The 13,902-nt window shown below is 71.7% G+C and carries 12 protein-coding genes; 6 read left to right on the forward strand and 6 right to left on the reverse strand.

The features are described from left to right. Positions 1-56 precede the first annotated feature (56 nt). On the reverse strand, positions 57-749 hold the full coding sequence (locus EGM46_RS03225; protein ID WP_125098731.1) for a response regulator transcription factor: 693 nt from the start codon (positions 747-749) through the stop codon (positions 57-59). Next, complete coding sequence (locus tag EGM46_RS03230) at positions 749-2,023, reverse strand: sensor histidine kinase (RefSeq protein WP_125098732.1); 1,275 nt, start codon at positions 2,021-2,023, stop codon at positions 749-751. The genes EGM46_RS03225 and EGM46_RS03230 overlap by 1 nt, the downstream gene beginning before the upstream one ends. Before the next feature lie 135 nt (positions 2,024-2,158). Between EGM46_RS03230 and phoU the strand changes: the two genes are divergently transcribed. From phoU to rlmB, 3 genes are all read left to right on the forward strand, one after another. Next, positions 2,159-2,800, forward strand: coding sequence for a phosphate signaling complex protein PhoU (phoU, locus tag EGM46_RS03235; protein WP_125098733.1), 642 nt, complete (start codon positions 2,159-2,161; stop codon positions 2,798-2,800). A gap of 64 nt (positions 2,801-2,864) precedes the next feature. Continuing rightward, entirely contained in the window at positions 2,865-4,292 is a 1,428-nt protein-coding gene (gene cysS, locus EGM46_RS03240) for a cysteine--tRNA ligase (protein WP_125098734.1), read from the forward strand. Next, positions 4,289-5,296, forward strand: a complete 1,008-nt coding sequence (gene rlmB, locus EGM46_RS03245; RefSeq protein WP_125098735.1) for a 23S rRNA (guanosine(2251)-2'-O)-methyltransferase RlmB — start codon at positions 4,289-4,291, stop codon at positions 5,294-5,296. The genes cysS and rlmB overlap by 4 nt, the downstream gene beginning before the upstream one ends. Positions 5,297-5,471: 175 nt before the next feature. Here the strand turns inward: rlmB and EGM46_RS03250 are convergent, their stop codons facing one another. Beyond that, positions 5,472-5,918 (reverse strand): Rv3235 family protein, encoded by a 447-nt coding sequence (locus tag EGM46_RS03250; RefSeq protein ID WP_125098736.1) that lies wholly within the window; start codon positions 5,916-5,918, stop codon positions 5,472-5,474. A gap of 204 nt (positions 5,919-6,122) precedes the next feature. Here EGM46_RS03250 and EGM46_RS03255 point away from each other — a divergent pair, with 204 nt between their 5' ends. After that, positions 6,123-7,634, forward strand: a complete 1,512-nt coding sequence (locus EGM46_RS03255) for a sensor histidine kinase (RefSeq protein ID WP_125098737.1) — start codon at positions 6,123-6,125, stop codon at positions 7,632-7,634. Positions 7,635-7,877: 243 nt separating this feature from the next. Here the strand turns inward: EGM46_RS03255 and EGM46_RS03260 are convergent, their stop codons facing one another. Continuing rightward, positions 7,878-8,276 (reverse strand): hypothetical protein, encoded by a 399-nt coding sequence (locus tag EGM46_RS03260; RefSeq protein ID WP_125098738.1) that lies wholly within the window; start codon positions 8,274-8,276, stop codon positions 7,878-7,880. Continuing rightward, positions 8,273-10,054 carry a PspC domain-containing protein gene (locus tag EGM46_RS03265; RefSeq protein ID WP_125098739.1) on the reverse strand — a complete coding sequence of 594 codons (1,782 nt, stop codon included), beginning with the start codon at positions 10,052-10,054 and terminating at the stop codon, positions 8,273-8,275. The genes EGM46_RS03260 and EGM46_RS03265 overlap by 4 nt, the downstream gene beginning before the upstream one ends. A gap of 113 nt (positions 10,055-10,167) precedes the next feature. Here EGM46_RS03265 and EGM46_RS03270 point away from each other — a divergent pair, with 113 nt between their 5' ends. Then, entirely contained in the window at positions 10,168-11,568 is a 1,401-nt protein-coding gene (locus tag EGM46_RS03270; protein ID WP_125098740.1) for an ATP-binding protein, read from the forward strand. Continuing rightward, complete coding sequence (locus EGM46_RS03275) at positions 11,565-12,290, forward strand: response regulator (protein ID WP_125098741.1); 726 nt, start codon at positions 11,565-11,567, stop codon at positions 12,288-12,290. Before EGM46_RS03270 ends, EGM46_RS03275 begins: the two co-directional genes overlap by 4 nt. A 47-nt stretch (positions 12,291-12,337) precedes the next feature. Here EGM46_RS03275 and EGM46_RS03280 read toward each other — a convergent pair whose 3' ends face one another. After that, positions 12,338-13,900, reverse strand: coding sequence for a phospholipid carrier-dependent glycosyltransferase (locus EGM46_RS03280; protein ID WP_241156151.1), 1,563 nt, complete (start codon positions 13,898-13,900; stop codon positions 12,338-12,340). Positions 13,901-13,902: the final 2 nt, after the last annotated feature.

Here is a 13,902-nt window from a genome sequence, read left to right on the forward strand (position 1 = left end):
CTCCGCATCGGTCATTTGACCCATGACCCCGGCGAGCACGCAGGGCGGGATCCCGGCTATCCGAAGCGGTAGCCGACGCCGCGCACCGTGGAGATGAGCTTCGGCTGCGAGGCCTCCTCCTCGATCCGCGCGCGAATTCGCTTCACGTGCACGTCGAGGGTCTTCGTGTCGCCGTAGTAGTTGCTGCCCCACACGCGGTCGATCAGCTGGCCGCGGGTGAGCACCCGGCCGGAGTGTCGCATCAGCATCTCGAGCAGCTCGAACTCGCGAAGCGGCATCGCGATCTCCTCACCGCGGACGGTCACCGAGTGGCGCTCGGAGTCGAGCCGGATGCCGTGCTCATCGAGGACGAACGCGTCAACGCTCTCCCGCTCCTCCTCCTGCGTTCCGGTGCGGCGGAGCGCCGCGCGCACGCGGGCGAGGAGCTCGCGCGTCGAGTACGGCTTCGTGATGTAGTCGTCGGCGCCGAGCTCAAGCCCGACGACGATGTCGATCTCGCTGTCCTTCGCGGTCAGCATGATGATCGGCACCTGCGAGGTGAGCCGAATCGCGCGGCACACCTCGGTGCCTGGCAGGCTCGGCAGCATCAGATCGAGGAGCACGAGGTCCGGCTGCGCGGTGCCGAACTCGGTGAGGGCCGTGGTGCCGTCGTTCACGACGGTGACGCGGTAGCCCTCCCGCTCGAGCAGAAACGCGAGTGGGCGTGAGATCGATTCCTCGTCCTCGACGAGCAGGATGTGCTGGGCCACTATCGGGATCCCTTCTGGGAGGCTGAGTTCGGTGCGGAAGACGGTTCGGTAGCGGCAGCCGCGGCGGCTGCGGCGGGAGCTGGGGCGGCTGCGCGTGCCGCGGCGCGAGCGGCGCGCTTCGCCTTCTTCATGCGCTTCGCCCCCTTCTCCGGTGCCGCCGCGTCGTGCACGGGGAACGTGAGGGTAAAGCTCGAGCCGACGCCCGGCTGCGACCACACGTCGATGTCGCCGCCGTGCGCCCGCATCGTGTGCCGCGCAATGCTCAGGCCGAGGCCCGTGCCGCCGTCGCCACGGGTGCGCGCGCCGTCGACCCGGTAGAACCGCTCGAAGATGCGCGGTAGGTGCTCGGCGGCGATGCCCTCGCCCTGGTCGGTGACGGTGACGGTGAAGCTCTGCTTGTCCGAACTCATGCCGACGCCGACGCGGCCACCCTCTGGGGAGTGCCGGATCGCGTTCGAGAGGAGATTCGCGACCGCGGAGGCGAGCGAGGTGGGGCGTCCCATGATCGACGCGTCAGCGGCCGACGACTCATCGGTGACGACGAGCTCGACCCCGTGCTGCCCGGCGAACGAACGGTGTGAGTCCACCTCGGCACGCACGAGATCCCGCAGCGAAACCGGCTCGCGATCCTCAGGGCGGAGCGCCGACTGCGCCTCGGAGAGTTGGATGATGTCGCGCGAGAGCTCGCCGAGGCGGCGCGACTCCTTGACGAGGCTCTTCGAGAAATCGCGCACGAGCTCGGGCTCGTCGGCCGCCTGCTGGGTGGCCTCCGCGAGCAGCCCGATCGCGGCGATCGGGGTCTTGAGCTCGTGGCTCACGTTCGCGATGAAGTCGCGGCGCATCGCGTTCACGCGCTGTTCTTCGCCCTGGTCCTCCGCGAGGATGAGCACGAAGCGGCGCTGGAAGCGAACGATGTGCATCCGCACGGTGTCTGCGGGGTTGCTGGGGTCTGGCTCGTGGGTGTCCGGGATCCCGGTCGACATGACCCGGCGCACGCGGCTCAGAAACTCCGGATCGGCGAGCTCGGCGTCGCCGATGTGCCGCTCCTCGCGCGCCGTGGGGTTCGCGTACACGGGCGCGAGAGAGGAGTCGAGAATCACCGCGAACGTGTCGATCTCGTCGAGGATTGAGGTGGCCACCTCGGGGAGTTCTGGCCGCACCGCGTCGGCGCGCTTCACTCCCGCGCGGCGGGCCATCACTATTGCTAGCGTGGTACCAACACCGACCAGCACGCCGAGTGCGGTTGAGGTGAGCACGAGCACAGCCGGGTCCATGTCTCTCATCGTACGGGTGAGGGTCGGGCGAACCGGCAGAGTTCAGCTGTTGTTCACCTCCTCGTGCGGCTCGGTTCACGGTCGCGCCGCACACTGGTGAGGGTGCCCGGAGGCGCGAAAGAGAGAGGAAACCGCATGCGTGAAGTGTTTCAGCAGGAACTGCGCGAGGTGCAAGATCGGCTCGTGAAGATTGCCGAGCTCGTCGAGGAAGCGATCGAGAACGCGACGAGCGCGTTCGGCAACTCCGATGTTGCGGTTGCCGAGCAGGTGATCGACAGCGTTGACGAGATTGAGGAGCGCGCGGCCGAGCTGGACCAGCTTGCGATCGACATTCTGGCCAGGCAGCAGCCGGTCGCCTCGGATCTGCGCCTCGTCGTCGGCGCGCTCCGCATGAGCGCGTCGCTCGAGCGGATGGCGGATCTCGCGCAGCACATCGCCCAGCTGGCGCGCTACCGCTACCCGGAGAGCGCCGTACCGAAGGGGCTCACGAAGACGTTCGTGCGCATGGCGGCACTGGATGTCGAGATGGCCGCCAAGCTCGTGGAGCTGCTCCGCACGCAGGATCCGCGCGTGATCGACGAGGTGCGCGACCTCGACGACGATCTGGACGAGCTGCACGCCAAGGTGTTCGAGAAGGTGCTGAGCGACAAGCTGGCGAACAACCCGACCGGTGTGGTCGACGCGACGCTCGCGAGCCGCTACCACGAGCGCTTCGGCGACCACGCGGTGAGCGTCGCGAAGCAGATGCAGTTCTTCCTCAGCGGCTCGCTCGACTGAGCGCCTGCTCCGCGGCCCGCTTCTCCCACTCGGGGGAGCGGGCCGCGGACGTTAGGATTGAGGGGTGAAGCAACGCATCTATGACTCCCGCGCGCAGGCGGTCGTCGACTTCGAGCCCCGCGAACCGGGACGGGTCGGCCTCTACGTCTGTGGTCCGACGGTGCAGTCCTCGCCCCACATCGGGCACCTGCGGAGCGCGCTCGTGTACGACCAGATGCGCCGCTGGTTTGCGGCAACCGGCAACGACGTCACGCTGATTCGCAACGTCACCGACATCGACGACAAGGTGCTCGACAACGCGCGCATCGGCCAGGAGGCCGGTGGCAGCGAGAGCTGGTTCGCGCTCGCGTACCGCATTGAGCGCGAGTTCACCGCGGCGTATGACGCGCTCGGGGTGCAGGCCCCCACCTACGAGCCGCGCGCCACCGCCAACATCGCCGAGATGATCGCGCTCATCGAGCGGCTCATCGAACGCGGGCACGCCTACCCCGCCGCCGACGGCTCCGCGAGCGTGTACTTCGACACCGCGAGCTGGCCCGAGTACGGCGCGCTCACGCGGCAGCGCCGCGACCAGATGGAGGACGCCGCCGATTCGGAACCGGTCGGCAAGCGGGATCCCCGCGACTTCGCCCTCTGGAAGGCCTCGAAGGACACGGAGCCCGAGTCGGCATCCTGGCCGTCGCCGTGGGGCCGCGGCCGCCCCGGCTGGCACATCGAGTGCTCCGCCATGGCGCAGCGCTACCTCGGCGAGGAATTCGACATCCACGGCGGCGGCCTCGACCTCCGCTTCCCGCACCACGAGAACGAGCTCGCCCAGTCGACGGCCGCCGGCCACGGCTTCGCCCGCTACTGGGTGCACAACGGCCTCGTGAACACGGGCGGCCAGAAGATGTCGAAGTCGCTCGGCAACTCGCTGTTCGCCGCGGATCTGCTCGCCCAGGCCCGGCCGATCGTGCTGCGCTACTACCTCGGCGCCGCGCACTACCGCTCCGTGCTCGACTACTCGGAGAGCTCGCTCGCCGAGGCGGAAGCGGCGTTCTCGCGCATCGAGGGCTTCCTCGAGCGCGCGGAGGCCGCCGGGCTGCACGCCGCCGCTGCCGCCGAGCTGCCCGCCGAGTTCACGGCGGCGATGCTCGACGACTTCGCGGTGCCGCAGGCGCTCGCGGTGCTCCACGGCGCGGTCCGCGCCGGGAACACCGCCCTCGACGCCGGCGACACCGACGCGTCCGGCGCGCGGCTCGCCGACGCGATCGCCATGCTCGATGTGCTCGGCATCAACCCGCGCGACCCGAGTTGGCGTGCGGCAGCTGGCGGATCCGGATCGAACGCCGACGCCGCCCTCGACACCCTCGTTGCCGCGTTCATCGCGCAGCGCGCCGACGCGCGCGCCGCACGCGATTTCGCCGCGAGCGACGCCATCCGCGACACCCTGCAGCACGCGGGCATCGCACTTGAAGACACCCCAACTGGAACCCGCTGGAGCCTGACATGAGTAACAAGAAGAGCCGCACCGGCGCCGTCCGGAAGAAGGGGCTCGGCAAGGCCGTCGGCTCCGGAGGACAGGGCCGCCAGGCCCTCGAGGGGCGCGGCCCAACGCCGAAGGCTGAGGACCGTGAGTACCACTCGGCGTACAAGGCGAAGAAGTCGCGCGAGCGCTTCGTCGCGGCGAAGGAGCGCCACGCCGCGCGCACCGGCCAGTCGACCGACCGCGGGCGCGGATCCGGTGCGCCACGCAAGAAGGACGAGTCGGAGCTCGTGACCGGCCGCAACGCCGTACTCGAGGCGCTGCGCGCGAAGATCCCGGCCTCCACCCTGTACATCGCCGCGCGCGTCGAGATGGACGACCGCATGCGCGAGATCCTGCGCCTCGCCACCAACCGCAACGTGCCCGTGCTCGAGGTGATGCGCCCCGAGATGGACCGCATGACCGAGCGCGACACCGTGCACCAGGGCGTCGTGCTGAAGGTGCCGCCGATGGCCTACGCGCACCCGATGGAGATGCTCGACGAGATCATCGACCGCGATGAGACGCCGCTGATCGTCGCGCTCGACGGCGTGACCGATCCCCGCAACCTGGGCGCGATCATCCGCTCCGTAGGTGCGTTCGGCGGCCAGGGCGTCATCGTGCCGCAGCGCCGCTCCGCCGGCCTCAACTCGGCGGCGTGGAAGACGTCGGCGGGCGCCGCGGCTCGGATCCCGGTCGCGATGGCGTCGAACCTCACACAGACGCTCAAGGAATACAAGAAGCAGGGCATCTTCGTGGTGGGCCTCGACGGCGACGGCGACGTCATGCTGCCCGGGCTGGAGCTCGCGGATCGCCCGATGGTGATCGTGATCGGCTCGGAGGGCAAGGGGCTCTCGCGCCTCGTCACCGAGACGTGCGACGCGATCGTGTCGATCCCGATCCACGCGGTCACCGAGTCGCTGAACGCCGGCATCGCGGCGAGCGTTGCGCTCTACGAGGTGTCGCGCCTGCGCGGCGGCGCGGAGGCGTAGGGCGCGCTGGCGGGCTGCGGGGGCGTTTGCGTCCGCTGGTGCCCGCCCGCCCGCGTCCGCCATCCCAAGCGATTCGGCGTATCCAAGCCCATCTGTCGTATCCGGGCTGGGATACGCCGAATCGCTGTGTGTGCGGGGCCCGCGCCCCACGTGCCGGCTCCGAGCGGCGCGCACCTCACAGCACCGTGAGATGCGTCGCGCGCCAGTGCTGCGAGCGCAGCTCGAACCGCAGCGCGACCGCGTACGCCCGCCCCGGGGTGTGCAGCACGACCGCGGCATCGACCACGCCCTCGCGCGGGGAGCTCAGGTGCGGTGGGCCCGGTGAGGCGACGATTCGCCGCGCGTCGCGGTGGAGTGTGCGACGCTCCGTGCGCAGCGCACGGAGGAATCGGAGCTGCCGCGCCACCTCAAGGGAGACCGCGCCGGCGAGCTGCGCGATGGCGCGGCTGCCCTCGAGTACCTCGAACGCGCTGAGCGCGATGCGCTGCACCGCGGCGGGGGAGAGCGGCGGCGGCTCCGCCGTTGGCACGAGCTGCAGCGAGGGCGCGGCGGCGATGTGCGCGGTGTCGGCCGGGGGAAGCGGCGTGGCTGGATCCTGGGCAGCGCCTGAGGCGGACAGCATCGAAGTCCTTTCACGACTCCCGTGATGTGTGCCCTGCGCGGTGTTCCCCCGGCGTCGCCCGTGTGGCCGGGAGTGCGGTCGTGTCGTCAGCCCACACTAGAAAGTCGGTGCTATCGTGCGTCAACGGTGTCCGCGCACAGGGCGTTTGCGCCGCACGCACGCGTGGCCCCGCTCGAACCGCCTCAGGTGCTCTACTCTGGTGACGTGGCCACACTCCGGAACCTTGCGACGAAGTACTCCTCCATCAGCGAGGAGGAGACCGACTGGCTTGAGCTGCTCACACTGGATCTGCAGCTCCTCGCGGACCTCGCACTCAGCGATGTCGTGCTCTGGGTGCCGACGACCGACGGGGACTACCTCGCCGTCGCGCACAGCCGGCCAGCTGGTTCGGTCACGCTGTTCTACCGGGACGTCATCGGTGATTTCCTGCGCCCGGACTGGCGCGGGCTCGTCGACCAGGCGATCGAGACCGGGGAGCGTGCGGCGTCGACCTCACCCGCCTGGTACGAGGAAAATCCCATGCGTCTCACGGCATATTCAGTGAGCCGCACCGACGCGAAGGGCGTGGTGCACGGCCCGTTTGCCGTGATCACGGTGCACACGAGCGTCGCCGACACGCAGCCGGCCTCGCGCATCAGCGCGGCCTACCGCGAGGTCGCTGGTGACCTGCTCGACATGATCCAGGAGGGGCTCTTCCCCGCGCCGGGCAACACCCGCGGTGGCGAGCAGGGATCCCCGAGGGCTTCCGACGGCCTGGTGCGCATCAACCTCGACGGTGAGGCGACGTTCGCGAGCCCGAACACGCAGACCACGTTCACGACGCTCGGCTACCGCGACGAGATCGAGGGCGAGAACTTCGCCGAGGTGCTCGCCGAGATTGTGAAGGGGCAGTTCGACACGAACGAGTCGCTGCCGCTCATCGCGCAGGGAAAGATCGCGAAGCGCGTGGAGATCGACGCGCGCGGTCGCACCGTGACGCTCCGCTCGATCCCGGTTGTGCGCGAGGGGAAGCGTGTGGGTGGCATCGTGCTCACCCGCGACGTGACCGAGCTGCGTCAGCAGGCGCAGGAGCTCATCACGAAGGACGCGACGATTCGCGAGATTCACCACCGCGTGAAGAACAACCTGCAGACCGTCGCCTCGCTGCTTCGCGTGCAGGCGCGTCGCGCCCGCAGCGAGGAAGCGAAGGAGGTGCTCGGCCAGGCGATGCGCCGCGTCGCAGCGATCGCCGTCGTGCACGACACCCTGTCCACGGGGCTGTCGCAGATCGTGGACTTTGATCAGGTGTTCGAGCGCGTGGTCGGCCTCGCGGCCGAGGTGGCGAGCCTGCACGGAACGACCGTGCACCCCCACAAGGAGGGCGAGTTCGGCGAGCTCCCCTCCGAGTACGCGACGCCGCTCGCGCTGGCGCTCACCGAGATCGTCACGAACGCGGTGGAGCACGGCCTTGCCGGGCGCGAGGGCTCGGTATTCGTGCGCGCTGACCGCACCGAGGAGCGGCTGTCGGTCGAGGTCGTCGACACGGGCACCGGGCTCCCCGGTGGCACCGTCGGTGATGGCCTCGGCACCCAGATCGTGCGCACCCTGGTGGAGGGGGAGCTCGGCGGCAGCATCGTGTGGGCGCCCGACGCTGGCGGCGGCACGAAGGTGTCGATCGAGGTGCCGCTGCACTGGATCTTCACGCAGACCCGCGAGATCCCGCGCGTCCGCTCCTAGCGGTACTGCCCCAAACCCGCACTAAGTGTGAGTCTGATCCGATCCCGTCGCCGGAACTGCCCCAAACCCACACTTAGTGTGGGTGCGATCCGGTCCCGGGGCGGGTGTGATCCGGTGCCGTCGCCGGGCCTGCCCCAAACCCATACTTAGTGCGGGTCTGATCCGATTCCGTGTCCGGAACCGGATCAGACTCGCTGCAAGTTGCCGGGGCGCCGGAGCGGGCACGGGCGCCCGCGCGGGGCACTAGCGCCGCCGGTTGCGGAGCAGGACCGCCGCACCCACACCGAGCAGCAGCACACCCAGCCCGATCGTGATCGTGGCCACCCAGGTCGCCAGATCGATCCCGCCCGTGCCCAGCAGGCGCTGCGCGATGTAGCCGCAGAACGCGAGGATGAGCGCGCCCCACACAATGGGGCTCGTGCGCGGAGCTGGCCGCCGAGACGCCGGTCGCTGTGGTGCCTGCGGCACCGGCGGCGTCGGCGGGAACGGGGTCGTTGGCACTGAGGTCGCCGCGGCCGGCTGTTCGGGCGCCTGCGCCGCCGCCTCCACCTCCGCCTCCACAGCCGGCGCCGCCGCCCGCTCCGGCACGTACATGGGCGGCTGCTCGGGCGCCCCGTTCGGGGTGTGCTCGCGCTCGTTCATCGGGTGACCTCCGTCTTCAGCTCACTGAGCTGGTCCTGCAGCTCGTCGCGTGCGGCTTCGAGCCGCGCGGTGTCGCGGGCGCTCAGCCCGGGCTCCGTCAACTCCCACTCGATGCGTTCGAGCTCTGATTCAACGCGCGCGATCGTCGCGCCGGCCTCGCGCTGCTGCTCCTCGATCCGCAGCCGCTCCTCGGCGCCGCTGTCCTCGGCGACGGACCGGATCCCCGAGACCTCGACGCGCCCGGCGAGGAGGGTCACGGTGACGTGCGCAGCCTCGGCGGCCGCGCGCTCGAAGCCCGCGCTCCCCGCCGTCGGCATGTTCGCGGTGATCGTGCGCGAGAGCAGCGGTCCGCCGGCGTTGCGCGGCTCGTCGCTGTCCTCGATGATGGCCCCCGCGAGCACGCGCACCTCCACCACGGCTGGCGCGTATCGCGGCAGCTCGACCTCGACGTTGCCAGCGAGCTGCCACACCTCGAGCGATTCGCCGGTGGGGGTCCGGTCGTCGAGCACGGTGAGGTCGACCTCGCTGGTGCCGGCGAGGAGCACGGTGGCGGGCGCCTCGGCGCCGGAGATGTGCATGGTGCCGAAGGGCTGGAACCGCGTGCCCCAGGGGAGCACCACGGTGACGAGCAGCGCGATGACGCCGCACGTCGCGAGGAAGCCGACCCAACCGGTCTGGCGGCCGCGGATCCCGGCGACGATGAGCGACAGCGCGAGCACCGCGACGGCGACCGTGAGCCCGACGATGAATGCGGTGGTGGGCGCGACCGAGTAGCCAGCGAGCGCCCACGCCGCGGCACCGCCGCCCGCGAGCAGCGCGAGCGCGAGCGTCAGGACGGACTGTGCCGCGCCCATGCGGTGCGCATCGTGGTGCTCGGCGTAGCGCGCGCTCCACTCGTCGGCCTGCTTGCCGACCTCGTCGCTCCACCGCGTCGCCTGCTCGGTGGCGCGCTTGCTCCAGTCGCTTGCCTGCTCCGAGGCGCGCTGGCTCCAGTCGCTCGCCTGCTCCGAGGCGCGCTGGGCGTAGGCCTCGGTGCGGTCGGCGAAGGCGCGGGTCTGCGCGGAAAAATCAGCTGGGGATCCGGGAGCGCCCGAAGCGCCCGAAGCGCCGGGCGCCGCACCCGCCGCACCCGCCGACGCCGCGCCCGCCGCCGAGGCGCCGTCCGCCTGCGGCGATCCGGCACCGCGATCCGCCGCGGCCCTGCCGCGCTTCAGCATCACGGCGCGGAGCCAGAGCACGCCGCCAACGATGATGGCGATCCAGAACAGCCAGGCGATGGTGGCACGCAGCCACTCGGGGATGCCCATCGCGTTCCACACGCCCCAGCCCCACACGCTGAACGGCGCTGCGGTCGGGGAGAGGAAGGAGAACAGCGCCGGAATCACCACGAGCGCGGCGATGACTACCGCCGCGGTGACGATCCCGGCCGACGCTCGCCCCCGGAACATGTCCTCCACGTGGATGCGTCCCGTGACATCGGGGAGGAGGAGCCAGCCGAGGAGGTAGAGCAGGATGCCGGGGCCGCCGAGGATGGCGAGCACCACGAGGAGGCCTCGCACGATGAGCGGGTCGATCCCGGCGCGTGCCGCGATGCCGCCGGCAACGCCGGCGAACCAGCGCTCGTTGCCGCGCACGATGCCGAGTCCGCGGATCCACGCGAAGAAGCCGCTGCCGAATGGGCGGTCGGCCGGCTGGCCGGGCTGGGGCCCGGTGGGCTGCCCGGTCGGCTGGCCCGTGGGCTGGCCGCCGGGGGAGTCGGAGGAGGGGATATCGTTCATGCTTCCAGTCTGGGCGAACCCTGTGAGCGTCGCTATGGGGGTTCACCCTGATCGGACCCTGAAGAACCCCGGCACACGCGCACGGGCGGCCCGGATGCTGCTTGGATGGGAGCATGACACGCCCACCCCTCGTTCGCGCGAACGATGACCGCTTCCTCGCGGGAGTCTGCGCCGGCCTCGCCGCGCACCTCGGGGTGCCGGTGACCGCCGTGCGGGTGACGATGGTGGCGCTCACGGTGATGGGCGGCGCTGGCGCGCTGCTCTACGCGTGGCTGTGGGCGACGGTGCCGAAGGCGGGGGAGAGTGAGCCCGTCGTGCCGCTCCGTCGCGCGCTCACGAAGCCGGGCGCGCAGGCGCTCGCCGCAGACACCGCGGTGCCGGATCGCGGCTCCACGTCGCGGCCGGCGCCGGCAGCGTCCGTTCCGGCAACCACGCCAACCACGCCATTCGCACCGCAGGCCCAGCCGGCCGCGCCGCAGCCAGCGGACACCCAGCCGGCCACACCATCCCAGCCGGCCGCGCGCGAGCGCCGGTGGCCGATCGCCGAGCTGCTGCTCGGGGGCTGCCTGCTCGTTGCCGGGATCGGGTTCGTGCTCGTGCGGCTGGGCGTGCAGGTCAACCTCGAGGTGCTCCTCCCCACGATGGCGGTGCTCGTCGGCGTTGGCCTCACCTGGTGGCAGATCGCCGATCGGGATCGGCCCGACCGCAACCAGGTGCCGCGCGTGCTCGGGGCGGTCGCGCTCGTCGCCGCCGGGGTGCTCATGTTCTTCATCACGTCGCGCGAGCCGAACGCGTGGACGGTCATCACCGCGGCGTTCGCGGTGCTCGCCGGCGTCGCGCTCGCGATCGCGCCGTGGTTGCTGCGCGTCAACCGCGAGCTCATCGCCGAGCGCGCGGCGCGCGCACGCGAGGCCGAGCGCTCCGACATCGCCGCGCACCTCCACGACTCCGTGCTGCAGACGCTCGCGTTGATCCAGCAGCGCTCCGCCCCGGGCAGCGAGGTTGCACGGCTCGCGCGCGGGCAAGAGCGGGAGCTGCGCGAGTGGCTGTTCCGCACGGCCGATGGCGCGCCGCCGCGCGAGCGCGAGGCCGCTGCGGAGGAGTTGCGCGCGCACGCGGTCGCGCTGGAGGATCACCACGCGGTGCGCTTCGAGGTGGTCGAGGTGGGGGCAGCCGGCGTCGCGCCGGAGGCGATCATCGCGGCCGCGCGGGAGGCCATGCTGAACGCCGCACGGCACGCGGGCGGGGACGTCACCGTGTACCTCGAGTCGAACGGCGAGCGCGTGTCGATCGACGTCACCGACCGCGGGCCAGGGCTCGACCCGAGTGAGCTGCCGGCCGACCGGATGGGCGTGCGCGAGTCGATCCTCGGCCGGATGGAGCGCGCTGGCGGCACGGCGCGGATCGTGCCGGGGCCGGGCGGTGGCACCTCGGTGCGCCTCGCGATGCCGCGCGCCGCGAGCGGCGACACTGGAGCGGCGCAGCAGACCACAGCACAGGAGGAGCCCCGATGAGCGCGTCAGCGGCAGACACAGGATCAGGTTCGGGATCAGGGGCGGAGTCCGCGGCGGAACCGCGCACGCCGATCCGCGTGGTGATCGTCGACGACCACCAGATCTTTCGCACGGGACTGCGCGCCGAGCTCGGGCCCGAGCTCGAGGTGGTCGCTGAGGCCGCCACCGTTGATGAGGCGGTCACCGTGATCGCGGACACCGCGCCCGATGTGGTGCTGCTCGACGTGCACCTCCCCGGCGGCGCTGGCGGCGGCGGGGCCGAGGTGCTGCGCCGCATCGCCTTGCTGCCCGCCGCGGCGGAGACGCGCGTGCTCGCGCTGAGCGTCTCGGACGCCGCCGACGACGTCGTGAGCGTGATCCGCGCTGGCGCGCGCGGGTACCTCACGAAGACCGCCTCCGGCGCGGAGGTCACCGCCGCGGCCGTGCGCGTGCAGGGCGGCGACGCGGTGTTCTCCCCGCGGCTCGCCGGCTTCGTGCTCGACGCGTTCGGCGCAGGCGGCGGGGAGACCGCAGCGGCCGACGACGAGCTCGACCGGCTCACCGCGCGCGAGCAGGAAGTGATGCGGATGATCGCGCGCGGGTACGCGTACAAGGAGGTCGCCGCAGAGCTGTTCCTGTCGGTGAAGACCGTCGAGACGCACGTGTCGAAAGTGCTGCGGAAGCTGCAGCTCTCCAACCGGCACGAGCTCACCGCGTGGGCGCTCGCCAGGCGCCTGCTCTAGCGACCCCGCGCGGCGCGGCCGCGATCCCGCACAGCCGGGATCCCGCGCTAGTTCCAGCCGGGCAGCCAGATGTGCGCGCGCCAGAACCACTCGGCCACCGGCTGGCCAGACCAGATCGGGAAGAAGAACAGTGCCACCGCGACCGCGACCGCGAGGAACACGCAGGCGGCGAGGCGGCGCCCGAGCAGCGCCTCGGGGGCGAGCGGGCGAAGCGCCAGCCCGGATCCCGCGCCGGGGGCGAAGCCGGGGCCGATCCGGCACAGCACGCCGATGCAGAGCGCGAGCGCGAGCGCTGAGAACGGGGTGAGCACCACCGCGTAGAACTGGAACACCGCCGAGCGGCTCACCGTTGCGACCCAGGGCAGCCACCCCGAGAGGTAGCCGACGAGCACGAAGCCAGCGGCGACGGCGAAGGGGAGGGGGAGCGCGGGCTGCGGCGCGGCGCTCGGCACCGCCCCGAGCTGTCGGCCGCGCCAGAGCGCGCGCACCGCCCACCACGCGAGCGCGCCGAGCGCGATAACCCCGCCGAGCGTCACGAGCGCGTTCGGCAGCGGCGACACCGCCGCGACGCACTCGGTGAACGGGCAGCCCTCCGTCCAGTGCTGCTCGTACATGCCCGTGGGGCGCAGCGCGAGCGGCCAGCTCAGCGGGTGCGCCTGGTACGGGTGCGGCGCGCTCAGCGTGCTGTGCCAGGCGAGCATCTCGCGGTGGTAGGTGAGGAGCGACACCGGCCACGGCACGCCGGGCGCGCGCGTGTACCCGCCTGCGGTCACGATCCAGCCCGTCCAGCTCGCCAGGTAGGTGAGGGCCGCAGTGGGGAGCGCGATCAGCGCCGTTGCGCCGGCCTGCGCCGTCGCGCGCCAGAGCGCGCCAGGCTCGCGCAGCCGCAGCCTGGCGAGCAGGTCGCGCACGGTGATGAACACGAGGAAGCACGCGAGCGGGTACAGGCCAGACCACTTCACGGCCGCTGCCGCGCCAAACGCCACCGCCGCCGCGATGAGCCACGGCCGCCACCACCAGATCGGGATCCGGGCCGCGCTGCCCTCGCCGCCCCCGCCGCCCCCGCCGCCCCCGCCGAGGCGCGCGGCGTGCGCGAGCTGATCGCGCCACACGAACAGCGCGCCGAGCGCGACGAAGCACGCGAGGAAGCCGTCGAGCAGCCCGACCCGGCTGAGCACCACGTGCACGCCGTCGATCGCGAGGAGCAGCCCGGCGAGGCACGCGATGACGAGGCTCCGCGACATGAGCCAGCCCAGGCGCATCACGATGCCGACGGTCGCCACCCCGGCGAGCGCCGCCGCGCTGCGCCAGCCCCAGCCACTCTCGGGGCCGAAGACCAGGATCCCGATCCCGATCAGCCACTTCCCGAGCGGCGGGTGCACCGCGTTCGACGGGTCGCTGGTGAACGCGGTCGCGCGCTCCCCGGCCATCGACGGGTCGTCGTCCGGCCACACCGTCGGGAAGCCGTTGGCGAGCTGGCTGATCGCGTCGCGCACGTAGTAGAGCTCGTCGAACACGAGCGTGCCCGGGCGGCCGAGCGCCCAGAACCGGAGCAGCGCCGCGAGTGCGAGCACCGCGATCGGAGCCAGCCATCTCACCCATGCGCGCATGG

Source organism: Leucobacter chromiireducens, from assembly GCF_003917135.1.
Lineage (GTDB): Bacteria > Actinomycetota > Actinomycetes > Actinomycetales > Microbacteriaceae > Leucobacter > Leucobacter chromiireducens_A.